The organism is Algoriphagus aestuariicola (assembly GCF_017254835.1).
Lineage (GTDB): Bacteria > Bacteroidota > Bacteroidia > Cytophagales > Cyclobacteriaceae > Algoriphagus > Algoriphagus aestuariicola.
Map to the genome: position 1 here is coordinate 604592 of NZ_JAFKCW010000002.1, position 26922 is coordinate 631513.

The window sequence follows — 26922 nt, forward strand, 5'->3', positions numbered from 1 at the left end:
TTTTTTTTTTTAAAAGGCCACATGGAATCTCGTATCTCGAAAATCAACTCTCTTGGTGAAGTTTTCTTCATACTCGATTTCATAACCATTTCAGATTAGAAGCCAACATTTAAACCAAACATAAACGTACGCGCGAGCGGGTAGCCGCCGGCATCCACACCGGGCACCAGCGGGCTGCCACCCTGGGCACTCACCTCGGGATTGTAGCCTTCGTAGTCGGTAAAGGTGTAAGCATTTTGAACGGTGAAGCTGAGCCTTGCACTGGAAAGTTTGGCTTTTTCCAAAAGGGAAGTCGGCAGATTGTAGCCCAGGGTAACATTCCTAATTCTAAGGAAAGATCCATCCTCGACAAATAGGGAGGTGATATTGTTGACGACGTTACTTCCGGCATAGCCGTTGAAGTTGCGGTCGATCATCGGCGAAACACCGTCACCCCGATCCGTCTCGGACATCCAGCCATTGGAGGCGCTGGAGAGCACATTGTACGATCCGGCGTAGTTGCCATAGTAGCGTCTAGCCGCGTTCAAGACTTCAAATCCCTGGACGCCCTGAAGTGTAAAGGCAAAATCAATGTTTTTGTAAGTAAAGGTATTAGTCATGCCCCACGTGAAGTCAGGGAATGGACTGCCCAGAATGGTCCTGTCGTCTGCATTGATTACGCCATCTCCATTGACATCCTCGAACCTTAGCTGGCCGGGTTTGGACTGCACTGTGCCGTTGCCGTTCAGGATAACGGGGCTGCTGTCAATCTCCTCCTGATTTTGATAGATCCCGATCACATTGTATCCATAGAAGCTGCCTGGAGCCGATCCTATTTCCGTGATATGGGTAGGCGCACTGGCAGATGTCGCCTGTCTGGAGATGATCGGTGAGCCGTCGGGACCCAAGGCTACTACCTCGATGTTGTTGGTGGAAAAGTTCAAGTCCGTGGTCCACTTCAGCTTGCCGACCGTGTTTCGGCTGGTAAGGGTAAATTCGAAGCCCTTGTTTTGAATCTCGCCTATATTTTGCAAGGCAGTAGAATATCCCGTCAGAGTCGGAACAGGTACGTTGAGCAGGAGGTCGGAAGTCCGTTTGTTGTAATAGTCGGCGGAAGCATAGATCCTGTTTTGCAGCAAGCCTATCTCTATCCCCAAGTCCGCTTGGCTGTTTTTCTCCCAGCCCAACTTGCTGTTTGGAATATTGGACAGACGGATTCCGTTGCTGACAGTGCCGCCGTTGAGTCCCAAAGGATAGTTTTCAATGCTCGTCAGGCCGATGGAGCCGTAGTTGGTGATAAAGTTGTTGCCCGTCAAGCCATAGCTGGCGCGCAGCCTCAACTCCGACAGCCAGGACACGTCGCCCATGAACTCCTCCTCAGAAATCCTCCAGCCCAAAGAAATCGAAGGGAAAGATCCCCATCGGTTATCCTCCCCAAATCTGGAAGAGCCGTCCCGACGAAAAGTTGCCGTGAGGAGGTATCTGTCATCGTAATTGTAGTTGACCCGGGCGAGGTAGGAAATCAAGGACCATTCCTCCTTGGTAGATGTCGCACTGGAGATCAAACCCGCAGCGTTGATGGTCTTGATGTTGTCATTGGCAAAGTTGGTACCGGTCATTCGATTGATATCCAGCGACTCCTGCTGTACAGTATATCCCAGTACTGCGTCAAAGTTGTGTTTGCCTATGCTCTTGTTGTAGCTGAGCGTAAACTCGGAAAGCCAGTTTCTGATCTGTGAAGTGCCATTGGTGCCAACGGCAGGCTTAGTCGGATTGACGCTATTGGGGTTGATGATGGAGGAGCTGAAGATGTCCTCGCGGAAATTACGGATATCCGCGCCCACTAGGGCCTTAAACTTCAGGTTGTCCACCAATAAAAACTCTGCGAAGGACGTACCCAAAAGTCTGAGGTTTTGCTGCTGGTGAAAGTACTCTTTGGCGATTTTTACCGGGTTGTCCACTTCGGAAAGGCCTATTCCCTGGCCGGTGATCTTGGTATAGTTGCCAAACTCATCGTAGGGCGACAGGTGGGGAGCCGCAGTGATCGCCGACTGGATAATCCCCCCTCCCTGCCAGTTGCCTTCCGCAAGGGATTGGTTGGAGAAAGTGTAAGAAGGCGTAATGTTGGCTCCAACGTTCACCCGCTTGTTCATCTGGGATTCTACATTGACTCTGAAAGAATAGCGCTTCAAGTCGGAATTGATGATCACACCATCCTGGCTGAGATAACCGCCTGAGACAAAGTACTTCGTCTTATCATTTCCTCCGGAAAAATTCAGCTGGTAATTGCTCATGGCTGCGGTTCGGAAGATTTCATCCTGCCAATTGGTTCCCTCACCCAACGACTCTGGATCACTAAAGACCTCCGGCAGGAGATACATCACGTTGTTCAGTCGGACCGAATTGGGATCGGAGGCCGACCTGCCCGGTCCAGAGTTTACCCAAGCGTTGTTGCGGGATTCGTTGACATAGTAAGCAAAGTCGGTCGCATTGAGAACATCCAAGGTCTTCTCGACTTGCTGCACTCCGGTGCTGATACTGAAGTCTATTTTTGACATACCGGACTTACCGGATTTTGTCGTGATCAAGATCACGCCATTCGAGCCCCTCGAGCCATAGATAGCCGTGGCAGAGGCGTCCTTCAGCACTTGGATATTGTCGATATCATTGGGGTTGATCGTATTGAGCGGATTGTTTCGCTGGTCAAAGTCGTTGGTCACCGGAAACCCGTCAACCACATACAGCGGTTCATTGCCAGCACTCAGCGAGCCAGCACCTCGGATTCTGACCGATGCCCCTCCACCCGGTGCCCCAGTAGCTTGGGTCACTACCACGCCTGCCAGTCGACCCGCAATCGCTTGGTCAATACTCGCTACGGGCTGATCTTTAAGCTCTTCGCTACTTATAGCGCTCACTGCGCCCGTAATGTCCTTTTTCTGCAAAGTGCCGTAGCCGACGACTACAAACTCTTCCAAGTTGTTTTCCTCGGTCTTCATTACCACTTCCAAAAGCGTAGCCGAACCAACGATGATTCTCTGGCGCTGCAAGCCAATGAAGGAAAATATCAAAGCGTCACCCTCGGAAGCCTCGATGGAAAAATTCCCGTCAATGTCCGTCACCGTTCCGTTGGTGGTACCCTCCACCAAGACTGTGACCCCGGGAAGTGGCGCCCCTGATTCATCCGTGACGGTTCCCGATATCTTCGCCTGCCGAGACTCGGCTTCCACGAGGGATTCTCCCGCCTTGTGTGCGATCACGCTGATGGTGTTGTTGACCTGCTTAAACCTGAGATTGGTCTGCGTAGCGATCTGATAGAGATGCTGTTCCACCGTCCCAGCCGTCTTGGCAAAGCTTAATCCCGACTGTCCGCTGATGACGGCATCTGTGTAGAAAAAACTAAAGTCGGTCTTGCTTTCAATCTCTCGAAAGAGCTCCTTCAGGGAATAACTTTTCCTGTCCAGTTTGAGGTGTACCTCGTCTATGCTTTTCACCTGGGCCGAGGTCGTGCTGGCCATCAGGGGACTCAATGTGAGACAAAGGATCGCCACTCCTCTGACCAGTAACTTAATAGACATGACTATTAGTGGTATCGTTTTTTTCATATTTTAGGGTTGTAAGTTGAAACATAGAAATACCCTCGGATGACAGACCGCTAAGCTTTAGTCCTTGGGTGCCGTGTTTTGGTTTTCACAGGAGCGTATTCGCAGTACGTTCCTGTTCTTTTTTATGTCGTTTGGATTTCACATAGGCAGCTTAATTGAATGTGATTATTACTTCTTTTTCTTTCAATTCGTACTCGAAATCCATCGAAGCGCCCAGGACATGCAGCACGTTTCGCAGACTCTCATTGCTGTCAAATGTACCTGTAGCCTTGATCGCACCAGGATCTCCCCTGACTTGCATTTTGACCCCATACCAGCGTTCCAGCATAGGAATCATCCGGTCAAAGGGCGTCTCGTCAAACCTTAAGACCCCTTCCGTCCAACTCACTTTGTCAAACACCTCCACTGTATATTTGCTCAGCTGGGATTGTTGCGCTGATAGCAGGGACTCTTCGCCGGGATTGAGTACTATGGAATTTTTTGCGTCCTTTTGTGCGAGCCTAACTTTTCCTGTCACCAAAGTCACGGCGACCTTTTCCTCTTCCTGAAAAGTCGAAATATTGAAAGACGTGCCCAAAGCGGTGGTTAAGACCCCCTTGGCCTCCACCGTAAACGGATGGGCTTCATCCCTCGCGACCTTGAAAAAGCCTTCTCCCTCGAGTTCGATCTGTCGATTCCCGAGGAAGTCTTCGGGGTAGGTGATTTTGCTTTCCGAATTGAGAAAAACAGTGGATCCATCCGGGAGGTTGATTCTTGTTTTTTGTCCCGCCGGATTTTCGCGGACGATCATCTTGGGGTCAGTTTGAGAAAGCATCGCTGGCGACTCCCCCTGTCTGCCAAGCTCAAAATAGAATAGAGCCGAAATCCCCAAAAGTACCAACACCACGGCCGCCTTGAGCCAGGATGGAATAAGCCTCCTGACCGGCTTCGAATCTACTGCGAGATATGGCTTTGGGTGGCCGTCCTTGGCTTGCTTGATCTTATTCCAAAGCGGCTTGGGATCCCAATCTTCAACCTGATGGCTTCGGATCTTTTCAGACCAAGCCTGTAGAATCTCCGCGGACAAAAATTCTTCCGCCTCCGAGGAGTCTAGCCAATCCAGGAGTTCCTGAGCCTGTTCGCGGCTCAGTTTTCCGTCAAAAAAATCATCTAAACGTTTCTTGTGATCCATTTGGAGCTATTTACTAGTACATATAGCCCCAAGTCGGGAAAAATACTCACGAGCTTTTGAAAATAATTTGCACTTTTTTCAAAAACACGATAGAACCTACTGGAGATTCAGTCCAATACCTGCATCAATACGGAATTGAGCGTGATCACGAAAACACCCACCGAGATGATTTTCAGCTTGACGAGCTTTTCCCTCACGGCTTTGGTCGAGCGAAAAATCTGGTTTTCGACTGTTCTTCTCGAAATATTCAACCGCTCGGCGATCTCCTCTACTGACAGGTTTTCAAAATGCCGAAGAACGAAAATCTGCTTTTGCGCTGCTGGTAGCTGTTCGATGATCTCCTTGGAGATGTTGTGAAACTCCGAAAAGATGAATTCTTCTTCGGGACTATTATTTCTTTCGACCTCATAGAGAGGGATCTTGTAATTCTGAAAAGCAAAAAATCGGGCTTCCTTCTTGGCTTTCTTGATAACCAAAGACCTGACGATCGAGATCATGTAGGCATTGATGGAAAGCTGTGGATCTAGTTTGTGTCTTTTCTTCCAGATCTTAAGAAAAACCTCCTGAACGATACCCTCTGCATCTTCGTGCCCGAGGTTCATTCTCCTAGACACGTGGTAAATCTTCTCGGAAAATAGCATGTAAAGCTTCTCAAAAGCCTTTTCATTGCCTTTGGACAGCTCCATGACCAATTGTTGATGCGGATGTGTACCGAATTCGGCTGCCATAATTTTTCAGAACCTACTCCAAAGCAAACAATTAAAGTTGATTCCGCAACATCTGAAACTCTGGCAAAATCCAAAACAAACGACCGAGCCAAGCTGCTGTTTCCTTTCATGGGTATTGGGCAAGATTTGAGAATTGCATCCAACTGAGCCAATGACTCAGCCAAACAACAAATTTCACACCCCTGAATATCAATGCTTTTAAGAATTTTATTCGTAAATTATTCGAAGACAAAACCCAAAAAACCATGAATACCCTCACTAAAATCGAACATTGGGCCGACACCCACCATCCACAATGGATAGACTTTGTCCGGATCATTCTTGGACTGTTTATTCTTTACAAGGGAATACTATTTATTTCTGATACGAATGCACTTCTCTCGATTATGAAGTCGGCGGACTTGCAATTTGTTAACCTCGGGCTTGCGCATTACGTGGCTTTCGCGCACTTAGTCGGGGGGCTGCTGATAGCACTGGGCCTTGTCACTCGCTTCGCTATCCTTTTTCAGCTTCCCATATTGCTAGTGGCAGTTTTTCTGGTCAACTCCCAGCAGGGATTCCTTACCGTTTCCAACAATTTGGAATTCCCTATTTCTGTGATAGTACTCATCCTGCTTATTGTTTTTTTGATTTACGGATCTGGAAAATTCTCGATTGACAACTGGATGAAGAAACATCCAACTTGGTGATAACAACATCGCGCCGAACCTAGCAAAGAATATCATTGCTCCAACAAAAGAAAGACCTGCGCTGAGCCATATCTTGGTTTCGCAGGTCTTTCGCATTTTCAACCTGAAACTTACCAAATCATTCATCTACTAATCCTTGTTGTACCTTCAAACTCAACATTCCACTAATTAACGAGGCAATAGCAAACCTAAATCACCTAAATAATTTATCAACCAAAAAACTTAATAAAAAAGCTTATATACAAAAATAAGACACGTTACATATTTATAGTTAAAGACAAAGTGCCAAGTCAAAACTCCATAAAACAAGCTTATACCACTCAGAATAGCCAAATACAATAACTTAACAATCAATCACTTGGATAAACAATATAATTTCAATAAATTCAGCAATTGATCCAACAAGATCTTGTATAGATCTTCATCAGAGTATTTTTTGAAACTCTGCTCACAGCAAATCGAACAGCTGAACTTTTAATTTTTCACTTTTAACCATTTGTTATCATGGCAACAAAAATCAAATCCCAAAATCAACCAGAACTTCATGAATTGGTAGTCATATTTAAAGATGACGCTCAAATCGAAACCAGTAAAAACACATTCAGAACGGCGAAAAGTACCGCTATTAGCACGCTGAACACCTCTATAAAAAGGCTAAAAAGCAGGGTTCAGCCCATCTTCAATCCCAACATTGCGCTGAATGATATGCCGACGGAATTCAAGTCTTTTGCCCGATCGACACGTCTGAACCCCGCTTCTTTTTTCACTGTGCAGAGCGAATCCAACCTTGAAGGCTTGCTGGATGAGTTCCTGAAAGATCCTTTGGTAGAGGGAGCCTACATCAAGCCACCTGCAGAAGATCCAAACAGTGCCTGGAAAAGTCCGGATTTCACTGGAAATCAGGGCTATCTCGATGCCGCTCCGGGTGGTGTCGATGCAAAGTTTTCATGGAAGCTGGTTGGAGGTCGAGGAAATGGAATCGGTGTTGTTGATGTCGAGCAAGGCTTTAATCTGACCCATGAGGACCTTCGAGCCAAGATCTCCAGCATCTTGGGAGGAAACAATGTGGCCTCCTCCCGCAACCATGGAACGGCCGTCTTGGGTGTCATCGCAGGCGCTGAAAGTTCAATAGGGGTGACGGGAATAAGCTCCGATGTCCAACTCCGGGCCATCTCTCACAACGGGCAGGGAACCGCCCAAGCAATCATCAACGCGGCAAATGCCAGCAAAGCTGGAGATATCATTTTGCTGGAAGTACATCGAGCCGGGCCGGCGTTCAATTTTCAGGGACGGGATGATCAGCGCGGCTACATCGCCATCGAATGGTGGCCAGACGATTTTGCAGCGGTCACTTACGCGACAGCCAAAGGAATCATCGTAGTAGAAGCGGCTGGCAATGGAATGGAAAATTTTGATCTGGAGATCTACAATAAAAGGCCTTCGGGCTGGCCAAATAGCTGGAAAAACCCATTCAATCTCTCCAATCCCCAGTCCGGGGCTATCATAGTCGGGGCCGGCGCCTCACCTTCCTCCTCCATGGACCGAAGCATCTTGAGCTTCTCCAATTGGGGAAAACGTGTGGATGTCCAAGGCTGGGGGCACAATGTCGCCACGACGGGCTATGGCAATATGCAGGGGGACAAGTTTGTATGCCTTAATCCTGCGAATAATTGGACCGTGGAAGCTGGCTATCCGAAATCTCCAATAGGTGTTGGTCCAGGTTTCCTCAGCGCCATGGGCAATGGAATCAGCGCTTCGTTTTGGTGTGACCACAACCAAAAGGTCTATTTCTTTAAAAAAGACGAGTACTATCGCGCAGACCCAAACAATGGATGGACGGTCGAGCCCGGCTATCCAAAGCCCATTGCTGGCAACTGGCCAGGCATGCCGGCCGACTTTGCTAACGGGATAGACGCGGCTTTATGGAGCGACACCAACAAAAGGATTTACTTTTTCAAAGGAAACCAATATGTCAAGATAAATCCGTCGGTAAGCTGGAATGTGGAAGCTGGATATCCAAAGCCAATTGCTGGCAACTGGCCGGGATTCCCCTCCTCTTTTGCCAGCGGCGTCGATGCAGCTATCTACAGCTATGTCAACAACAAAATCTACTTCTTCAAAGGAAACAAATATCTGAGAATCAATCCCTCCGTATCATGGAATATGGAGGCGGGATATCCAAAGACAATCAGCTCAAGTTGGCGCAACATGCCATCAGAATTTAACAGGGGAGTCGATGCGGCACTTTGGGACAAAACGACAGATAAAGTATTCTTCCTTAAAACAGAAGATCTCTGGTACACATCCTCTTTCAGCGGTACCTCCAGTGCCTCCCCTGTCGTCACTGGATCTGTGGCCTGTATACAGGGCAGACTAAAAGCCCGTGGAAAATCGCTTTTGACCTCGGATGGGATGAGAAATCTGCTCCGAAACACCGGATCCCCACAGCAGCGACTGAGCGGCAGCAATGAAACCAACGCCGACTCCAACTGGAGGGGCATCAATGCCTCCTTTGGCAGCGGCTTCGATGCATCCCTTTGGAACGGAAAGTCAAACAACATCTATTTCTTCAAAGGCGGCCAATACGCGAAGGTCGATCCAGCCAACAACTGGAACATAGAACCCGGCTATCCCAAGCCGATTGAAGATAACTGGCCCGGCATGCCATCCAGCTTCCTTTCGGGGATCAACGCAGCGCTTTGGAGTGAAACAAACAAAAAAGTATACATGTTCAAGGGCAGTGAGTTTATCCGCATAGATCCTTTCAATGGATGGAATGTCGAACCCGGATATCCAAAACCAATCGCTGGAAGTTGGCCTGGTTTTCCTGCTTCTTTCGCGTCCGGGGTGAACGCAGCTCTTTACAGCAAAACCAACGACAAAATCTATTTCTTCAAAGGAAGTGAATACATTCGAATCAACCCATCGGTAAGCTGGAATGTCGAGGCAGGTTATCCTAAGCCGATCGCCGGAAACTGGCCAGGAATGCCTGCAGATTTTGCTTCAGGCCTGGACGCGGCTACTTGGAGCGGGACCAACAACAAGATCTACTTTTTCAAAGGTGAAAAGTATGTTAGGATTTCTCCCCAAACGAGCTGGGACGTAGAGTCCGGGTATCCTCAGATCATTGCCAGACAACGGATCGGCAATCGGCCAAATTTGAAACAAGTATTCCAAAACCTGAACCTGGATTCCAATTGGCCGGGTTTCCCCCAAAGTTTCGGACAAGATCTCGACGCATCTCTTTGGAGCGACCCAAACAAAAAAGTTTATTTTTTCAAGGGAAGCCAATACATCAAAGTCGATCCTTTCAACGACTGGGAAATGGAATCTGGATATCCAAAATCCATCTCTTCAGGCTGGCCGGGATTCCCCAGCACTTTCGCCTCTGGGGTTGATGCTGCCATTTGGACCAAAACCAACGATAGGATCTACTTCTTTAAGGGAAGCCAGTACATCAAGGTAAATCCGGCAAACGGCTGGGCTGTGGAACCAGGGTATCCGAAACAAATTGCAGGCAATTGGCCTGGACTCCCTGCTTCATTCTCTTCAGGAATCGAAGCCGCTCTATGGTCTGGGACAAACAATAAGATCTATTTCTTCAAAGGCAACCAATATGTGAGAATAGACCCGCTGAATGGATGGAACATGGATAGTGGATATCCCAAAAACATTAATTCAGCGTGGAAGGGAATGCCATCCACGTTCAACAGCGGCATCAACGCTGCCCTGTGGAACGGCAAATCCTCCAACATTTATTTCTTCAAAGGCTCTCAGTACTTGAAGATCTTACCAAATAACAATTGGACCATGGAGAAGGGATATCCTAGAGAAATCAGATCCTGAATCGAATCTGGCGAATGGATAGGCTTGAGCTGAAAACACCGTTCAAGCCTATCCTCGTTTGATTGCCATTAACACTATGTATCATAGAGTCCTTGCGCTTAGCATTGTCGTCGTAGGTCTTATCTGCGGCGGTATCGCATTAATTTATTCCCAAAACACCAAAACGATGAGTGCCGGAGCTATTAAAGAAAACAGAAATGAAATCATAGTTGTGCTCCAGCCAAGCAGTGGAGTGAGCGTAAAGATGGGAAGCTTCAGCTCGAGAGAAAGTAATCGAGTGGATAACATCAATCGCTTGTTGAAAGAATATGGAAGTGAGGTTCGCAAAATAGAAATCCCAATCCCAAAAGAGTCCCCTCCTGCAACCGAATATTATCAAATTTTCCATTCTGGAGACCCTACAAGATTACTCGAAGCCCTGAAAGCTGAGGACTGGGTTGAGAGTGCCTACCTCAAGCCGAAATCTGAAGATCCAGGTGGCTTTTAAATGCCTGCTATTTAAATTCCGTCGTTTGAAGTTGGCCATTTAAACTAGTGCAAACCCATTCCTTGTCTCGGCGTGTCGCGGAGGTGAATTTCAATGATAATCGAAAGTGCCACTTCGTACTTTTTCACCCATCTCGGGATTTTGATTTCTGGTGAGAAATCCGGAAAGGTAATTGGCATGCCCACTTCCGAGGTGTACGCTGATCCGCATTTGATCCATCAGCTACTCCAAGTTCCAAAACACCATTTGGACAACGGAATTCAGGCCCAAATTTATGCAGGCCCAGAAGATACGCTGGTGGTATTTTACCCCCACGTCGACGAAAAACTAGCGGCAAGTCTTTCGCAAAACCTAAAAGTCAACTCCTCAATATGGAATGATTTGACTGGAATCAACATCCATCCGAAAAAGACATTGCTTGCTTTTGATTCGTGTGAAAAAATGCCTGAATTAAAAGTCTTGAATATTGAACTAAGGAAAGGAAGTCTACTCGAGGCATGCATTGAAAAATCAGCCGATAGCCAGCAGTCACTAGTTGGATTCATTTTTTCCTCAGGATTCCAACAGTCACTACAAAACAAAATCCCTCTTCCCGCAGGATTGGCTCTTTTGGCAGCCCAGACGGACTTTTTGATGAACAAAAATTCCGCAATGCCATTTTTAAAAGCAGCTGGATTAAGCACGGCAAATACTTACATTTTCAACAGGTCCAAGTTTTCTTTATCCCAACTCAAAGGTCTTGAAACGCAGGAATACGTGTTCAAACCCGCCGGCGGAGCAGCTGGACTGGGATTATTTCCAAAAGGAAATACGGGAGCTAACACTGCACTTTTAAAGAAACATTTGGCTGATTTAGAACAACAAGGCACTCTACCCGCCAACTTTCAGATCCAAGAATTTATCCCAGGGCCAGTATGGGGTGTGTCGGGACTTTTTTTGCCTGGCAAAAAATGGAAAATTCTACAAGTACATAGCCAGTGTATAGACGAACGGGGAAGGTTTACCGGAGGCAGATGGTGCCTTTCATTTCAAAGGGAAAAACTGGCATTTGCAGAATCCCTATTTTCGAAACTGTCAGAATACGAGCCTTTTGAATATACCGGTTTGATTGAATTTGATCTTGTTGGCGAGACGATCATCGAAGTAAATCCCAGAATCACAGCCTCCTCTCCTATTGGTCATCTTCTTTCACTTGAAAATAGGATCAAAGCTCGGCTGGGAACCGATTTTCGAATAAACCAGCTAGATATCAATACCCAAGTCCAATTCCCTAGGCTGTCCGGCAAACTTAGGTCTGTCGAGCGACTCGTCAAAAAAACAAAAAGCGAAACTGGGATGCTTACCCTACCTCAAGGAATCAATCCCATGGGAGCTTCCAGAGTACTTTTTGTCAACGATCAAGAAGATTCCCACTACCAAAGGCTGTTTCTTAAGCAACTCGAACAGATCTAAGCCCATACCTAAAAAAAAAAGAGGATCGATACCAATCCTCCTTTTCAACATCTAAAACTTAACTTTAACCTAACTAGTCTTATGGGCCTGTCTATTTCAATTTCCCCTCCGTATCGGTATAGTTGCCGATAATCTGGGCCCCACTATTGATCGTCACATCGCCATAGACGGTGATCGTATTTCCCTCTCCGACAAACTCGAGTGTGGCGCCACTATTCAACCTCAAGTCGCCGTAGATTACGGTGCTGCCAGAGAGCTTTAGATAAGATTTGCTGTTGACGTTGATGGCGGTGTTCTTTTTATACTGTCCAAAAGCAAAGCTTCCGACTACCTGCATGACACCGTTGCTGTTGACATTTAAACTGCTCTCCACCGCCAAAGATCCACAGTAGAGGAGTTCTCCACCTACATTGACATTTTTAAGAGAAGCCGCTCCGGCAAAAGCCATTCGCTCGTTTGAGTTGACATTCAGGTTACTGTTTCCGCTATACGCAGGAAGATCCTTACAAAGTTGATCGGCGATATCTTCCTTGGTAACGTTTATCTTAAGGACCTGTAGCCCTCCCGCACCAGTGGCTACAAAAACGAAGTTCTCTTCATTTCTGACGAAATTGGACGAACCATCAAGATCTAGGATCCCCAAGCTCTTAATATCCGAGGTGTTTTCGACGTTGGAGACAGAGATTCCTGCAGCTCCATTAGCCATGAACAGCAGGGAATTGTCGACAGAAACTGCGTTGGTGACAACGTCTCCCGGATCGGTATCATCAGGGTTGATAGGAATTGGAAGCTTGCTGACCAATTGCCCACTGCCCAGACTGTAGATACCCGCGCCATTGGCGCCCTCGGATACATAGAGGTTGCCGTCCGCTATGGCAATGGTCCTCTTCGCTTCCGGTGTGGCATCGTCTAGGTTTATTTTCAACAGTTCGGCCAAATTCGAAGGAGTATAGACAATCGCTCCTTCGGTTCCACTAAGCACAGCCAGTTTATCACTACCGTAGGCAACACTCCTCAAATCTTCTACTTCAACCTCTTGGCTTACATTTCCGGCAATGTCCACTACTCCCAATATGCCGGGATTTCCAGTAGTTACCGCTGTAGAGCTACCAAGTCCCGTCACATCGTTTGCAACGAAACCCGGAAGTGACACAAATGAAAAATCAGAGGTAAACTTTCCGTTAGAAACAGAAACCCTAGCGAGGTTGGCCGGAGAACTTACTCCAAAGTCCCCATCCACGTCAACTGCCATTGCCATCTGTAGGGTACCATTCGAATATTGCAAGGAACTTACTTCGGCGTCCGTAAAAAGGGCTTGAGAAACAATTTTTGGTTTGTAAGCATCGGAAATATCGAATATCTCCACGGCGCCCAAATACGTTTCCCCTTCCACATTGTATCCAACGTAAGCATAGTTCCCATCAATGTCCACATGGGTAGCCCTTAGTTTCACCCCTTGATATTCAGGAGCTTCTACCTGTGAAATCAATACAATAGGCAGCTCCGAAGAACTTTCCAAAACCCTACCCGCTGCTGCCTCTGGATCGATCAGCGTCACGACTCCACTACCATCAAGTTTGATGCGCTCACTTAGCGTCTCACTGTCGGTCCGGATCAAAATTGACTGGGGATCTGAGCCCGAGTCTTCGCAGGAAGTCAGCAGTAAAGCAGAAAGTGCCAGGCCGAGGCCAATACCTTTTATCGCATTTTCTTTCGAATAGCCATTCTTGAAGTTCAAATACATATAATAGAATTTTATTTCTTTTTATCTAATTTTACCGAATATAATTCCATAAAATTAGCTATTGCGATGTATTTTCAAAATAAATGGACGATTCGCCCTTATCTAATTGATGATAGTCCCTCATTTTCAAGGGATTTATTCCAAAATCATTGAGTGAAAAAAAAATACTTAACCTGCCGCTTCGGACACAAAGGTTTGAATCAGCAATACAAGCGCATTCCATTTTAGTAAGGCACCAAAAAGCCAACGAGCTATGTTCGGAACCTGCAAATGAAAGGCTTTTCGAACAGTGGCATTACTATTCTATAGCACAGAGAACGCAACCAAACTAGATTACAAGCATTTTCCTTTAGGGGTCACAACTCTTCGCACCGCCCAAAGACATTTTAAAACGTGGCCGAATTGGGATTCTATCAGTAAAAAAAGGTACTGACCTAAACCAGAACTAGTCGAAACTTGAGTTTAAAAAAAACCTCGGGAAGGATCCCGAGGTTTCGATTATTTATGACGCCTTAGGGCTCTTTTCCACCAAGGTAATTGAACCTCTTCGTGATAGCCATAAGAATTTGTGCCGTAGCCGTAGCCGTAGCCGTATCCGTAGCCATATCCGTAGCCCTTGTCGATATGAAGATCATTCAAAACCCCATATATTTTGGATACCCCACCTTTTTCAACAAGGTTGTTGAGAATTTGGCTATTTCCCTTCATGGAATATCCCTGACGGAACACGTAGAAATTCACGTCTGCAAATCCGAATAGCTCCTTTGTCTCCGACACCAACCCTACAGGAGGGCAGTCAAAAACAACGACATCGTACTCTTCCTTTAATTCGCTGACGATCATCCTGAATTTATCCTGCAGTAGCAATTCAGCGGGGTTTGGCGGAATCGGTCCAGAGAGAATCACGTCCAGATTTTCATAGCCGGATGGTTTGACCACGTCTTTCCAAGATACATTGCTGCTCAGACATGTACTCATGCCTTTGTCGTTGACCATGTTAAAATCGTCTGCAATTCTTGGCTTCCTAAGATCAAGGCCTATCAAAATGGTCTTTTTGCCCATCAGTGCGAACACCGAAGCCATATTCATGGAAACGAAGGTCTTTCCTTCGCCTGATATCGATGAGGTAAACAAGAGGGTAAGATTGTTTTTTTGCGGACTCAGGTAAGCCAGATCTGCCCGCAAAGATCGAAAAGACTCTGTAACGGTAGACCTGGGATTATTGAATACCGGCAACGCATCGTCCGAATTGTTTCTTCCGATCATTCCGATCAAAGGAACCTTGAGCTGTTTTTCCAGTTCTTTCGGGTCCTCTATCTTGGTATTCAAAAAGTCCTTTGCTGTGATAAAGCCAATCGGCAGTATCATCCCGATAATAAGACCAATCAACAAATTGAGCGAACGTTTAGGTGCGACTGGGAGCTGTCCCGATTTAGCATAATCCAAAACACTATTTTTTGGCATATTCGCGGCCTTGGTGATCTCCGCCTCTGCTTTTTTCTGGAGTAGATAGACGTAGATATTCTCGTTGATCGAAAACTGGCGCTGAATCGAGAGGAGGTTTCTCTCCGTCTGAGGCAGTGAGTTCACGTCCCGCTCAATCATGCTGATGCGATTGTTCAAATCAGCTAGCACATCTTGGGTGTTCTGCGCAGCAAGGTTGACGTTTTCCTCCAACGCCCTTTTCGCATTCTGTACCCTGCTGGCGTTCTCTCGCACTACGGGGGTTTGGTCGGTGAAATTTGCCTTTAATCGAGATTGCTCCGCCTGCAGTTCACTAAGGGACTGCACCAACGAGTTCAAAAGAGGATCCGTGATTCCAATAACCGAAGGCGCTACCAGCTCCGCTTCCTGATTGTTCGCCAAATAGGTCTGAAGGGTTTTGTAATATTTCAGGGTAACCTCAGTCTGCGCTTTCTCCTTCTCCAATTCCTGAAGTCGCTCAAATATAACGGCACCCTCTTCAGAAAGATTAAATACGCGGTTCTCCGTCCTATATTGCTGCAGCCTATTTTCGGAAAATCTCAGTGAGTCAGTGATTCCACTAAGTTGTTGATCTATAAAAAGGACCGTATTCTCGGATGCTCTGTTCTTTTCGTCAAGCTCGCGCTGAAGGTACATATCCATCAGCTTGTTCACATAATCCTGGCCAAGTCGGCGTACAGGGGTTTCCAAACTCAGCGTAAGGATGGAAGCTTGTTTATTGATGGGAGTCACGGCGAGGTCTTCACGGAATTTGAGTGCCAATGATGGCGTATCGGAGACTTTAAACAGAATCTCGTCTCCCGCTAGGGCATTGATCAAGTCAACCTTAAACGAATAATTCTCACCGGAAACCACCTCTCCAAAAGAATAGACTTCCTGAAGTTCGAGCTTGCCTTCAAAGGTAGATTTGAAAAATTTATCAGAGGGAGAAAAGACGGCAAATTCATCGTCTGCGACCGTCAAATGAAAGGACCTGTCGTCAATAACCTCAATCTTAAACATCCCCCCTACAAGTTGGGGCTGAGTCCAATCCACGGTCACCAGGACCGGAACGCGACCATACAGCTGGGTGCTCGTGAATAAATCTTCCTGAAAATATTGGACATTGAGGCCGAGCGCGTTAATAGTCTGCTCAGCCAAAGAATACGACTTTAGAATCCCGATTTCATTTTCAATGTTGTTTTTGCCCTGCAACATGCCCAATCCGCTGGATTCAAAGAGGTCCGTACCCAAACTTGGTTTATCGTCTGCGACTAGTATACTTGACTCGACTTTGTAGACCGGCGTGGTATAACGATTAAAAAGGAAAGCGGCAATAACGCCTACCGCCATGAAAATCAAGATTATTGGCCAATACTGAAGATAATTAAATATGATCACCTTCAAATCAATCTCATCCTCCTGGTTGACCATGAAGGGTGATTGTGCACTGGAATTTACTTGGGGAGAATTGGGATACATCTTTATTGGGTAGCAACATTAATAATCAGAACCGCCGCAGTGATGGCAGAAATCAAAAGCGTCAATGATTGGGCTGCATTTTCGCCAGCCCCTACTTCGCGAACCTTCATTGGTTCGGCATAGATCTGATCATTGGGCTGAATGAAATAAAAGGGGGACCCAACCAAATGCCTGTCAACTAGGTTAAGCCTATGGAGTTTAGTCCCTTCAGGATACTGTCTGATCAAAAGGATCTCATTTCTTTTGGCGATGGTGGTCAAATCTCCAGCGTTTGCAATGGCCTCAAAAATCGTCATTCTATCCTGCAAGACCACGAATTTCCCGGGCCTTCTGAATTCTCCCAATGCTGAGTACCTGATGCCGCCCAGCTTCACCTTCACATACAGTTCCGATGTAACATAGGCCCTCAATTGCTCTTCTATTTGCAATCTGGCTTCCTCCAATGTCTTGTTCTGTACGTTTACTTCCCCGATAATCGGAAGCCTAACATTTCCATTTCTATCTACGGTATATCCAGTCATGTAATAGATATCTCCGCCGCTTTGGCCAGCTACCTGCATCTGTTGGTTGTTAGCCATTGCTGGCCTACTGTTAAAACCAGTTTGGATCAACTCTTCAATTGTCTGTACGTTGACATCGATGATGTCATTGTACTGCAATTTGTATTCTGGAATTTCGTAGGAAATCAACTCCCCTTCCGGGATCGGTTCATTGTCCTCGAGATTTTGTAGGTAGATAATTTTTTCATTTGAAACACAGGACATAGCTGTCCAAAAAACGAGTCCAAAAATGGATACTCTAAAGAGTTTTCTCATAAACTTAAATTAATTCACATTTCGCCAACGCGTCGCAAACTTAGAAATTTTCCTTCAAATTTTTGATTTTTTGTAATTTGAGACACACTTGCCTGCATATTCTTCAATTTCGCACCCTTGAGACTCGCTGGCACAAAAATTAAAAGTCCTTTTCTCTAACGATCAAAAACCAGTCCCCTTCCAACTCCAAGTATCCAAAATCGTAGCAATAACGATAGCAACTTCCTTTCTTGTTCTGATAGGTATGTGTAAAATATCTGAAATTAAAGCCGGCTCTGGTCAATTTATCCCTGTTGGTTTTTACTAGTTCGCCATGTTCCCTGACTAGCGCTTCAAGAATATTTCGGTTCTTTTTCAAGGTATAGTTAATGTTTCTGACCAGGTTTACCGTGTCGGCGTTTTGCTTGTTGTTATAGGTATTTCTACAGCTATCATCACAGAACTTCTTGTCCAAGCGACCCTGTATCGCTTTGCCACAATTGACGCAAATTCTTTTTTCCTGATCCATGGCAGAAGGCTTAAATCAATTTACACAATTAGTTCAAAGATATAGACTGGCTTGTCAATAGAAAATTTAGCAGTCTCATTTTTCAAATTCCGCCGAAAAAAATGTTAATGGATTGGCAAACTTCAAAACGCTCCGCAATCATCCTACATTGACAAAACAACGGCGGTACTCGTGTAAATCTCTCTTTCCAGCATAAAGGCATTTGGCTTGGAAAGGGCATTTGGAGCAAAAAAATCATCTTCAAGTTTATTTTTTGGAATTTATTATCAATCAAATTTTGCGAAGCACGCGCATATTAAATAAGATATTGATAAATTAGGTTGTCTATTACCCTCAAACTGAAGAGCTTGACCAAACAAAATTTCGAGCTGCTGGTTAGGTTCTTTACTCGTTTGCAAATCATCGGTCAACCTAAATATTACTGCTATGAAAGTTTCCTCAGTCTCGCTGATTTTACTGGCGGTGCTTACTGCTTCTTGTTTCTCCTCAAAGGACTACGTTACAGACTACGATTATAATTACACAGGCTCTTTTAAGAAATACAAGACCTTTGCTTTCGTAGAAGCCACCAGCCAAGATTCCTCAACTTTGGTCAGCGTACTCAATGCCACCATAGGAGCCAGGCTTGGTTCCCAAGGCTTTAGAGAGCAAGTTTCCAAACCAGACATGCTGGTCAGCTACAAGATTTTTTCTGACTCCATCAGGTACAGAGGCTATGTGCAGCCAGAGTTTGACTATTGGCTAAACCGCACCGGACAGACTTACCGTAATGACGAAGGTGAAATAGAGCGGGAGCAGGAAAAAGACGAAACCTACAATCAAGTAAGATATTCCCAAAACAACGGCATGTTGGTCATCTATGTGATCGACTCCAAGAAAGGGAATACCATTTGGCAGGGATACACTGCCGCTAACTTTGACCTCCAGTCCCCTAATTTCCACTCTGACATCACGCGGGCCGCCTACCGGGTGATGAACGAATTCAAAATCGTCAATAGGCTCATGGAATAGCCAATTCAAATCCTCAATTCGGGGAGATTTTCTACATTTTTCCTTGCAATGTCCCGGTTCCCTCGGGGCATTTTTTTTTGACCAATCGTGATGCGTGGGATTCAAAACATGAATAAATGCCCACGGGAGCCACTTTTCGAGTCATTCTGTTTTTCCTTCCTCGACCAAGTTGGCGCTTCTGGCGGTCATTTTGGATAAGATGAGGAAATCAAGAAAACAAAACCATGAAAAACTCACTTATTCTCGCAGGTGTCCTAGGACTTTCCCTTACTGTTTCCTGTGTATCGAAAAAGAAGTACACTGAACTTGAAAGCAGCCTTTTTAAAACCCAATCAGAACTCGCTGCCACCAACCAAGAAAAGGCTGAGCTCGAGGAGAAAATGACTGCTATCGAAGCTCGTGTGGCTGAATACAATGCGCGGATAAACTCGCTCAGAGACATGAACGATCAGCTGAACGAAACCAACAGCGAAATGCTCAGCATCGAAGGCGCTGCTGTGATGTCCAAAAACTCCAAGGCTAAGATGAGAGAGACCCTCGCCAACGTTGATCCCTCAAAGCTTGCCACTGCACAGACATTGGAGGACTCCGTAAATCTTGCTGTAGAATATAACCTGAAGAAAAACATCACCGCGCAGACAGAGAGCGAGGACGATGTGACCATAGACATCGACAAAACGGTTGTGATGATTTCCGTGTCCGACAAACTGTTGTTTAATACAGGAAGCTACCGAATCAATTCCAAGGCAGATCCCCTACTTGAAAAACTAGCAGAGGTGATCAATTCAGAACCAAGTCTGCAGGTGATGATCGAAGGGCATACTGATCCGCGAACGATTTCCAACGGAGTATTGGAGGACAATTGGGATCTGTCAGTAAAGAGAGCCACATCCATCGTGAGAAAACTACAGCTACAGTACCAAGTCGCTCCTGAAAAAATGATAGCCGCAGGGAGAGCTTCTTACATGCCACTCGTGGAGAATGACTCAAAAGAAAATATGGCGCTAAACCGCCGAACCCGCATTGTATTGATACCTGATTTGGACATGTTCTTTGCGATGCTATAAAGAAACCAACTACCACAATCAACGAGTAAAAAGGCAGGCCTAAAACCTGCCTTTTCCTTTGGCTTCGGAGTAATACCGTTCAGAAGAGCTCTCAAATCAGTTCTAAGCCTCTCCTATCAATTCATCAAGAGAAAATAAACGGCCTTGGGGAGAAACATAAAGCGAAGATTAAGATTGCCAGCCAGCCGATGCATTTTCTCTTCCAATCTAGTTGTCTCAATCCTGAAACTTCCGGATGCTTGAGGCCCATCACCCTTCCCAGAAGGAACGCAAATAACAGCCATCCTTGGTACCCGTCCCATTCAGGTCTGACAAAGGCAAAAAGGTACTGTGCGGCTGCCAGAGAGAGCGCTATCGACAGTTTGGTTTGGGTAGAAAAATCGGTCCTGGAGTAACAGATATATAGGAATCCCACATAGAGCGGTATACGTATCAAAAGGTCTTCCACAGCCATTTCAGGACGTATGGTACCCAAACCGGCATAAGCCAAAAACAGCGTAAATACAACAATGGATATTTGCCTGTGGTGTCTTGGAAACAATCCGAAAACCACATGTCCTCCGTCCAATTGTCCGATTGGGAGTAGGTTGAGTGCAGTGAAAAACAGCGCGAGGTAACCGGCAAACAGTACCGGAAAGTGGATAACTTCCGACATAGCCGGAAGCCTATCCGGCTCGGCCAACAACTCGCCCATTCCCCAAAATAGCAGGTTGTTTCCCAACTCGAAATTTATCGCATCCTCTCCATATCCTTCGAACTCCGGGTCGGCATATTCCGGATGTACGGAATAGATGTAGTCGGCGGGAGGCAAGGTCACGAAGCCGTACCAAAGTACGCCTATAGCCAATATGAAACCGGCAATCGGCCCGGCTACGCCGATATCGAAGAATTTCCTTCGGCTGTTCACGAAGCCCTTCATCCTGATAATTGCGCCGAAAGTGCCTATCGAAGGACCTCCAATGAACCCAAACCAAGCCGGAATAAAATAAGGCAAACTGCACTTGACCTTATGATGGAGGGAAGTCAGCAAGTGCCCCAGCTCATGGACCAAAAGGATTCCTATAAACGGAACTGAAAAAGCCATGGACTTCAGGAAATATTCCCCAGTCAAAAATGAGTCCCCCTTCGCCATGACGGATTTGCTGTACACCCACTCTCCTCCCGCCAGCGTGGTGGTGACCAATGTCAATAGTAATAACAAACCATGGATGACGTATTCTTTGGGTTTATACATATCCGAAAAAGTCAAAAATGACATTCGGACCTGTTACATGCACAGCCTGTATCCCTACCGAGGCAGCTCCTTTCACATTTGCTTCCAAATCGTCAAAAAATATAACCCGATCTGCCTTTGTGCCCAGTTCACCGATCATCTTTTCATAGATTTCAGGTGAGGGCTTGGCAAGGCCCATTTCATGGCTATAAAAAACCCGGTCAAAAAGCGGTTCAAAGTTAGCCATCCCATGCTCGCTTTCAAGCATCCTATAGACAGCATCAATATGGATCGAATTGGTGTTGCTTAACACCCCCAACTGATACCGATTTTTGAGTTGCGCCAGCAGTTCCAATCTTTTTTTGGGGATTTTTCCCAAAATGCCATTCCATAGTTCATCCACTTTTTCATCTTCCCAATCCTGGCCAAAATAGGCATTCACCTCACTTCGGAAGGCTGCTGAATCTATTTCGCCTCTTTCATAAGCTTTGTGAAAATCAGCGCGATAAAATTCGCTTACTCTGGGCTGATATTCTTTGGGTACGAGAAGGTTGATCGATTCAAAGGCACGATTGTAGTCCAAATCAATAATCACGTTACCCAAATCAAAGATCAAAAAATCGGCATCGGGGGCATTTTTCATTCGCATTCCAGGTTGTGTAATTGGACTCAAATATGTAACATTGCACTCCCAAAACCAAGGTTTGGAGGCAATAGAAGCCACAATCCGAAAGCAAAAAAGGGCCTATAGCTCATTCGGTTAGAGCAACTGACTCATAATCAGTAGGTGCTTGGTTCGATTCCAAGTGGGCCCACTAAGCCATTCAGAATCTGGATGGCTTTTTTCTTTTTTTGCCATGCAGACCTTTTTTGTCTACATCCTCCAATCAACGTCGCTTGGACGGTTTTTTACAGGAATGACTGCGCTGCCACTTCTCCAAAAAGTACGGGAAGCAAAACTTTACCTAAAAAGCCCACGACTGGGAGTTGTTCTTCTCGATCCCCTGCGAATCACTTTCCCAAGCCAGACTAATCGAACTTCACATCAAGAAAATGAAGTCGAAGGACTATATCCAAAACCTTGGGAAATATCCCGAATTGGCACAGAAGCTCCTCGCTAAATATCAGGGCAACTGACTTCCCCGAAGGTTTTGGTGGCAGTAGGTGCTTGTCCCGAAAGCCTCGGAAGATCCCAAATAGGCCCACTGCCCAAGCCAAACTCCTGAAAAATGGGCTTTGGCTGTTTTTTACTCCGTCTAAATCAGGCGTAAACTTTTCCTCGAGCCTCCTTAAACTAAGAATTGCTCTTACGTATCGAGATACAAACCTCTTTTCAAACCCTGATTGGGCCTTGGTTCAAAGTCTTGCCTCAGATTTCTAAAAAAGTCGATTAGAACAACCGCAGCATAACAATTCACCAATTGTTGTGAAAAAAAATGATTGGACATCGCATTTCTTTGGAAAACAGTCTTCCAGCTATTCTCAATTCCAAAGACTTCTCAACAGTTTTTAACACGAAGTACAAAATCAACAACCAATTAATGAAACCTCGTATCTCATGACCTTTTTCAACAAAACCAAAAATCCGATTTTTCAGATATTCTACTTTTTACTCATCGCCTCCTTAACCATCGGATGCTCCGAGTCACCGGAACCAAGTACACTTCCAAATCCGACCACTTCGCTGGATCAGGTCTTCAGCGAACTTCAAGGCACCTGGGGACTGGGCGAGGTAACTTTTACAGCCGAGTACAGAATCAAGGCAAAAACGAGCGGAGAGTACTTTGATCCATTTATAGAGTTCCTTGCCGACAGCACCTTCCTGATCATAGATGCTGCGGAAAATGGCTACAGAGGGAAGTATACCGTGAATGAGGATCAAATCGACCTTGAAGGGTTTGGCAGCCTAGATGGCTATTCTGTCGAAAACGACAAACTCACCGCCACAATCAAAAAAACGGAATCCGGGGAAAGCTTCGAGATCGACGCTGTCAAGATCGACCTGTCCGTCATCGACGAGAAGACCAAAAAGCTGATGGGGGAATGGTACATGGTGGAAGAAATCGGAGGTAGTCTTTTCCTCGGTCAGGAAATTACAGTCCATAACCGAAAGGGCGAGCCGATTGACGAGGGCGTAATCGAGAGTATCCTGATCGGATTTATGCCCTCGGGCGTGAACTACAATATGTTCTTGGTAAATGGCAAACTGTATATGAACGAACTTCTGTATTGGAAATGGAAGCCCAGCAGCGACGAGATTTTCATCTACGGAGAAAAAGACCAGGCACCGAATGATAACTCCGAAGGCATCCTGATCGATGAATTGTCTGAGGAAGGCTTTACCATGTATGAAATCTGGGAAGGCGAGGACATCTCTGGATTTTTCTTCGAGCGCAAGTTGTAACCCAATCCTTTGGATAGAGCTCATTTATCATCGTCAATGCTACTGGACAATAGATCCCGAGTAATCTACCGGCTCTGTTTTGACAGTTGCCATTCGAGTCAAGGCTCATGAAAGACCCAAATTTTAAACGAAAACGGCTTATGAACAAGCAACAAAAGAAACCCAGAGTACTACCTACCATTGCACTGATTTTAGTCTTTGCGGTTTCCTGCGCGGCGGATCCCGAAAAAGTGATCTTGAACAAGTGGGAAATGGTGAGTATCAATCAAAAGGAAAACCCAAGCAAAGAACCTGTTTTCTGGGACTTCCGGAACGATGGCGTAGTAGAGATGAACGCTGGGCCTGGCAAGGTGATTTTCGCAAATTATGCTTTCGAGGACAGTGTCCGATATATTTCGATGAGTCCTATCAACGGAGGATTTCCTTCTAGATTTAAGATCGAAAAATTGACCTCAGACGAAATGATACTGGTAGTCAAAGAGATGTTCTCCAGAGACACGATCTATTTTGAACGGTAAGCGAGGCAACGGTAGCTGGGATCAAACCGGACTGCCTCCTCGCCGCCAGAAGAAGTCAATGGTCAGTCTTAATATCACCAATACTTATGGCTCTGCTCCAGCATCTGAACCCTAATTTGGCAGCTGACATAAAATCAAATCACATAAAATTCAAGCTTCTATGAAAACCATCAAATCCATTTTTGCCCTTGTGGCTCTCACCCTCCTACTGGTCTCCTGCGGAGATTCTGATTGTAAAAACTGCTCCCTCGACGGAGACTACATCGGCGAGCTCTGCGGAGACGATCTGAGAGTAGCCGAAGACACCGATGGGATGAAGTGTAAGAGGCTGTGATAAAATCACAATAATTCCATCCGATTCAGATGTTGGGCCACTGACCAAAGCTCAACATCCGTTTCATCAGCTGGGGCGTAGAAGTCACTTAGATAAGTCGCAAGTTTGGCGTAGTACTTATCATCGGAATAGTCGATCAATTCAGAAAATTTGTCGACACGATCCATGACCTCATCATCATCCGGAATCAATATTCGAAGCTTCTGGATAGTCGTGAAGTCTCCAGTATCTTGTTGAATCTCGATCGTGGTATGCTTTCCGGCCATTTGTTCGGAAAATGGATCAAACATCCTCCTATCCAGCATTAATCGTCCAACATTATCATAGACCAAACTGAGTTTTAGGCCGATCTCCTGACAGACGAGCCCTACCTTTTTCGACTCAACTCTTTTGTTGAGTTTCAACTCCCGCAAACACAGTAAAAGGATTTTATCATCGGAATTGGAGCTTCGCAAGGATTCTGCATACTCATAAATCGACTCTTCGATCTTTGTAGGCACATTCGGTTTGGGCAGGTATAATCTTCTAAGGGCCAAATCTCCTCCATTCCTATCCCATTTCAAGAGCACCGCTTTTGCTGCCTTGTTATCCGCGAATACCCAATCATCAAAGTTCAGTCCATCCCCATTTTTCAGCAGGTCTTCTGTTTTGAGTTTTCTTAAAAGACCGCTGATATCATAAACAGTAAAATCAGTCGTTTTAGTTAAATTATCCTCTTTAATAGATCCCGCATTCTCACTGTACAATCGCCTTAGTTCGGGATTTGACTTTACATTTTCATGAACCTTTGCACGCAGCTTAACTTTTTCCTCCTCCGACAAACCACTGTTGGTAATGAGTCTGATACAAAGCTTGTGGATTGCAAAATGTTCTGTAGCTAGGGCCGCTTTAGCGTACTCTCTGGGATCATTTTTCAGCTGCCCCAGCCGAATGTGATAGTAGGAACCTTCTTCCAGCTTCTTCTTCCCTTTCAATGCGGCCTCAAGCGCCTTTATCGCCATCTCCTTTTCACCCAATTCGGCAAAAAGGACACCTATGAGTGCCGACTCTTCTATCGAAGCATCTTGAGGATCATAATCTGCCAGACGCTCTTTGGCCTCCTTCAAGGTTTTGCCTTTCAAGCTTTCTCCCTTACGAAGTCTAATAGACAGATCATGTCTAGTTAGGTTGATTTTTGCTCGAAGGTGTTTTTGGTTCCTTTCTGCAGCCTCTTGCCACAATTCCAGACCTTCCGAATATTCTCCGGCCAGGTATCGGCAATTCCCCAAAACAAAGTAGGTTTCATCACATCTTTCTTCAAATGGAATTTTAGTCAAATAGTTGTCAGCTACCTCTATCTCGTCCTCGATCAGCGCGGATATAGCCAAAATTAAAAAAATCAAATATTCAATTTTTTGGTACACTTTACCAAATCGAAGGTCTATCATCTCTAAAGGCATCCGATCATACCCATGACTACTTCTGGCTATTCTTTTATTTAGTTTGACTCTGGTTACCAGATAATTCATTACGGCCAAAAGCCTACTATGCTCATTACTGAAATGTCCCCAAATAATCAAATCTGCATTCTTTTTTAGTGCTCTTTCCTTGGCTTCGGATTCGTCGGTTATTCCTTCTTCAATTTCGTCAAATTCCAAAATGAATTGGTCTCGTGGCTTAATTTGGGCTAGACGCCAACGAAACTCATCTTCAATTTGACTTTTTAATTGATTTGGATCACCATTCTTGTAATCGTGAGTACTAATACTGATTAGAATCTTTGTTTTTTTTGAGCTCGTTATGGCATTGATTTTATCAAGCTGTGATTTGGGGATTTTCTTTGATTCTGCTTTGACATTGGAGTTCAAGGTAAAATCCTTCCAGGACGTATGGCCAATTAATTGGCACATTGCATCAAATTTCAACTCGTAGAAATTATTAGGATCTTCCTTGCTACTGTTATCGATGACCTGTCCAGAGAGCCTATTGACTAGGTCTTTGACCGTAGACGACCCCACACTCTCAGCCTGAGAATTGGATTGCTCCAGAGATTTTGCAGCGATCCAATCTGCAAATTTTTGAATGGAAACTTCTGTCCTGCCTTCAAGAAACGTCTCCAGAATAGCCCCGATTCCTCGCTTAGACAGGTATCCATCAGGGAAATATTTGGCAAACAAACTGCGAATTAGGACATAGCAATACTTAAAATTCTCTTCAATGCTAATATCGATTTTTTGAGCGGGCATGAGCAGATCAGTTTGTTCCAGGACCAGTTTTCTTTCCAATATAAGAGAGAAAACCTTTCGGATCGAAGCTGACTTGATTTTCTTGAATTACTTAATAAAGGCATCAAAAAGCTTTACTCTGCATTCAAAAATCCCTCACGGTCTTTATATCCGAAAATACCACTTGTACTTTTTCAACGTATC

Annotated in this window: 19 protein-coding genes and 1 tRNA gene; 10 read left to right on the forward strand and 10 right to left on the reverse strand. The window is 45.4% G+C overall.

The window, feature by feature from the left end; translation table 11 throughout:
* Positions 1-95 precede the first annotated feature (95 nt).
* From J0A67_RS09805 to J0A67_RS09815, 3 genes are all read right to left on the reverse strand, one after another.
* Positions 96-3554, reverse strand: coding sequence for a SusC/RagA family TonB-linked outer membrane protein (locus tag J0A67_RS09805; protein WP_241265130.1), 3459 nt, complete (start codon positions 3552-3554; stop codon positions 96-98).
* A gap of 178 nt (positions 3555-3732) precedes the next feature.
* Positions 3733-4752: a FecR family protein gene (locus tag J0A67_RS09810; RefSeq protein ID WP_206569133.1), complete on the reverse strand. Its 1020-nt coding sequence runs from the start codon at positions 4750-4752 to the stop codon at positions 3733-3735.
* Positions 4753-4859: 107 nt separating this feature from the next.
* A complete protein-coding gene (locus J0A67_RS09815; RefSeq protein WP_206569134.1) occupies positions 4860-5480 on the reverse strand; it encodes an RNA polymerase sigma factor in 621 nt (206 codons plus the stop codon).
* Positions 5481-5725: 245 nt separating this feature from the next.
* Between J0A67_RS09815 and J0A67_RS09820 the strand changes: the two genes are divergently transcribed.
* The 4 genes from J0A67_RS09820 to J0A67_RS09835 all read left to right on the forward strand — a co-directional run bounded on the left by J0A67_RS09820 (position 5726) and on the right by J0A67_RS09835 (position 11954).
* Positions 5726-6169, forward strand: a complete 444-nt coding sequence (locus J0A67_RS09820) for a DoxX family protein (RefSeq protein WP_206569135.1) — start codon at positions 5726-5728, stop codon at positions 6167-6169.
* Positions 6170-6673: 504 nt separating this feature from the next.
* Positions 6674-10015: a hemopexin repeat-containing protein gene (locus tag J0A67_RS09825; RefSeq protein ID WP_206569136.1), complete on the forward strand. Its 3342-nt coding sequence runs from the start codon at positions 6674-6676 to the stop codon at positions 10013-10015.
* 58 nt (positions 10016-10073) lie between these two features.
* The gene (locus J0A67_RS09830) at positions 10074-10502 is read left to right on the forward strand and encodes a hypothetical protein (RefSeq protein ID WP_206569137.1); all 429 of its coding nucleotides are present in this window, start codon (positions 10074-10076) and stop codon (positions 10500-10502) included.
* 93 nt (positions 10503-10595) lie between these two features.
* Positions 10596-11954, forward strand: coding sequence for an ATP-grasp domain-containing protein (locus J0A67_RS09835; protein WP_206569138.1), 1359 nt, complete (start codon positions 10596-10598; stop codon positions 11952-11954).
* 91 nt (positions 11955-12045) lie between these two features.
* On the opposite strand, the gene J0A67_RS09840 is transcribed toward J0A67_RS09835, so the two are convergent.
* The 4 genes from J0A67_RS09840 to J0A67_RS09855 all read right to left on the reverse strand — a co-directional run bounded on the left by J0A67_RS09840 (position 12046) and on the right by J0A67_RS09855 (position 17967).
* The gene (locus J0A67_RS09840) at positions 12046-13698 is read right to left on the reverse strand and encodes an LVIVD repeat-containing protein (protein WP_206569139.1); all 1653 of its coding nucleotides are present in this window, start codon (positions 13696-13698) and stop codon (positions 12046-12048) included.
* A gap of 498 nt (positions 13699-14196) precedes the next feature.
* Positions 14197-16644 carry a GumC family protein gene (locus tag J0A67_RS09845; protein ID WP_206569140.1) on the reverse strand — a complete coding sequence of 816 codons (2448 nt, stop codon included), beginning with the start codon at positions 16642-16644 and terminating at the stop codon, positions 14197-14199.
* A gap of 2 nt (positions 16645-16646) precedes the next feature.
* Positions 16647-17459, reverse strand: coding sequence for a polysaccharide biosynthesis/export family protein (locus J0A67_RS09850; protein ID WP_206569141.1), 813 nt, complete (start codon positions 17457-17459; stop codon positions 16647-16649).
* A 139-nt stretch (positions 17460-17598) separates the two neighbouring features.
* Positions 17599-17967 carry a DUF2116 family Zn-ribbon domain-containing protein gene (locus tag J0A67_RS09855; RefSeq protein ID WP_206569142.1) on the reverse strand — a complete coding sequence of 123 codons (369 nt, stop codon included), beginning with the start codon at positions 17965-17967 and terminating at the stop codon, positions 17599-17601.
* Positions 17968-18393: 426 nt separating this feature from the next.
* Here J0A67_RS09855 and J0A67_RS09860 point away from each other — a divergent pair, with 426 nt between their 5' ends.
* Complete coding sequence (locus tag J0A67_RS09860) at positions 18394-18978, forward strand: DUF4136 domain-containing protein (RefSeq protein ID WP_206569143.1); 585 nt, start codon at positions 18394-18396, stop codon at positions 18976-18978.
* Between the two features lie 224 nt (positions 18979-19202).
* Positions 19203-20045 (forward strand): OmpA family protein, encoded by an 843-nt coding sequence (locus J0A67_RS09865; protein ID WP_206569144.1) that lies wholly within the window; start codon positions 19203-19205, stop codon positions 20043-20045.
* Between the two features lie 124 nt (positions 20046-20169).
* Here J0A67_RS09865 and J0A67_RS09870 read toward each other — a convergent pair whose 3' ends face one another.
* Both J0A67_RS09870 and J0A67_RS09875 read right to left on the reverse strand, forming a co-directional pair.
* Positions 20170-21279 carry a site-2 protease family protein gene (locus J0A67_RS09870; protein ID WP_206569145.1) on the reverse strand — a complete coding sequence of 370 codons (1110 nt, stop codon included), beginning with the start codon at positions 21277-21279 and terminating at the stop codon, positions 20170-20172.
* Entirely contained in the window at positions 21272-21901 is a 630-nt protein-coding gene (locus tag J0A67_RS09875; protein WP_206569146.1) for an HAD family hydrolase, read from the reverse strand. Before J0A67_RS09875 ends, J0A67_RS09870 begins: the two co-directional genes overlap by 8 nt.
* Positions 21902-21999: 98 nt before the next feature.
* On the opposite strand from J0A67_RS09875, the gene J0A67_RS09880 reads away from it, so the two are divergent.
* The 4 genes from J0A67_RS09880 to J0A67_RS09895 all read left to right on the forward strand — a co-directional run bounded on the left by J0A67_RS09880 (position 22000) and on the right by J0A67_RS09895 (position 24514).
* Positions 22000-22073, forward strand: a tRNA-Ile gene (locus J0A67_RS09880).
* Positions 22074-22816: 743 nt separating this feature from the next.
* Positions 22817-23662 carry a hypothetical protein gene (locus tag J0A67_RS09885; RefSeq protein ID WP_206569147.1) on the forward strand — a complete coding sequence of 282 codons (846 nt, stop codon included), beginning with the start codon at positions 22817-22819 and terminating at the stop codon, positions 23660-23662.
* A gap of 140 nt (positions 23663-23802) precedes the next feature.
* A complete protein-coding gene (locus J0A67_RS09890) occupies positions 23803-24180 on the forward strand; it encodes a lipocalin-like domain-containing protein (RefSeq protein WP_206569148.1) in 378 nt (125 codons plus the stop codon).
* Between the two features lie 160 nt (positions 24181-24340).
* The gene (locus J0A67_RS09895) at positions 24341-24514 is read left to right on the forward strand and encodes a hypothetical protein (RefSeq protein ID WP_206569149.1); all 174 of its coding nucleotides are present in this window, start codon (positions 24341-24343) and stop codon (positions 24512-24514) included.
* 5 nt (positions 24515-24519) lie between these two features.
* On the opposite strand, the gene J0A67_RS09900 is transcribed toward J0A67_RS09895, so the two are convergent.
* Positions 24520-26739 carry a tetratricopeptide repeat protein gene (locus J0A67_RS09900; RefSeq protein ID WP_206569150.1) on the reverse strand — a complete coding sequence of 740 codons (2220 nt, stop codon included), beginning with the start codon at positions 26737-26739 and terminating at the stop codon, positions 24520-24522.
* Positions 26740-26922: the final 183 nt, after the last annotated feature.

Excerpts from the sequence above, each read along its gene's own strand:
- J0A67_RS09805 (WP_241265130.1), bottom strand. The coding sequence starts at position 3,554 with ATGTCTATTAAGTTACTGGTCAGAGGAGTGGCGATCCTTTGTCTCACA.
- J0A67_RS09810 (WP_206569133.1), bottom strand. The coding sequence starts at position 4,752 with ATGGATCACAAGAAACGTTTAGATGATTTTTTTGACGGAAAACTGAGC.
- J0A67_RS09815 (WP_206569134.1), bottom strand. The coding sequence starts at position 5,480 with ATGGCAGCCGAATTCGGTACACATCCGCATCAACAATTGGTCATGGAG.
- J0A67_RS09820 (WP_206569135.1), top strand. The coding sequence starts at position 5,726 with ATGAATACCCTCACTAAAATCGAACATTGGGCCGACACCCACCATCCA.
- J0A67_RS09825 (WP_206569136.1), top strand. The coding sequence starts at position 6,674 with ATGGCAACAAAAATCAAATCCCAAAATCAACCAGAACTTCATGAATTG.
- J0A67_RS09835 (WP_206569138.1), top strand. The coding sequence starts at position 10,596 with ATGATAATCGAAAGTGCCACTTCGTACTTTTTCACCCATCTCGGGATT.
- J0A67_RS09840 (WP_206569139.1), bottom strand. The coding sequence starts at position 13,698 with ATGTATTTGAACTTCAAGAATGGCTATTCGAAAGAAAATGCGATAAAA.
- J0A67_RS09845 (WP_206569140.1), bottom strand. The coding sequence starts at position 16,644 with ATGTATCCCAATTCTCCCCAAGTAAATTCCAGTGCACAATCACCCTTC.
- J0A67_RS09850 (WP_206569141.1), bottom strand. The coding sequence starts at position 17,459 with ATGAGAAAACTCTTTAGAGTATCCATTTTTGGACTCGTTTTTTGGACA.
- J0A67_RS09855 (WP_206569142.1), bottom strand. The coding sequence starts at position 17,967 with ATGGATCAGGAAAAAAGAATTTGCGTCAATTGTGGCAAAGCGATACAG.
- J0A67_RS09860 (WP_206569143.1), top strand. The coding sequence starts at position 18,394 with ATGAAAGTTTCCTCAGTCTCGCTGATTTTACTGGCGGTGCTTACTGCT.
- J0A67_RS09865 (WP_206569144.1), top strand. The coding sequence starts at position 19,203 with ATGAAAAACTCACTTATTCTCGCAGGTGTCCTAGGACTTTCCCTTACT.
- J0A67_RS09870 (WP_206569145.1), bottom strand. The coding sequence starts at position 21,279 with ATGTATAAACCCAAAGAATACGTCATCCATGGTTTGTTATTACTATTG.
- J0A67_RS09875 (WP_206569146.1), bottom strand. The coding sequence starts at position 21,901 with ATGAAAAATGCCCCCGATGCCGATTTTTTGATCTTTGATTTGGGTAAC.
- J0A67_RS09885 (WP_206569147.1), top strand. The coding sequence starts at position 22,817 with ATGACCTTTTTCAACAAAACCAAAAATCCGATTTTTCAGATATTCTAC.
- J0A67_RS09890 (WP_206569148.1), top strand. The coding sequence starts at position 23,803 with ATGAACAAGCAACAAAAGAAACCCAGAGTACTACCTACCATTGCACTG.
- J0A67_RS09895 (WP_206569149.1), top strand. The coding sequence starts at position 24,341 with ATGAAAACCATCAAATCCATTTTTGCCCTTGTGGCTCTCACCCTCCTA.
- J0A67_RS09900 (WP_206569150.1), bottom strand. The coding sequence starts at position 26,739 with ATGCCCGCTCAAAAAATCGATATTAGCATTGAAGAGAATTTTAAGTAT.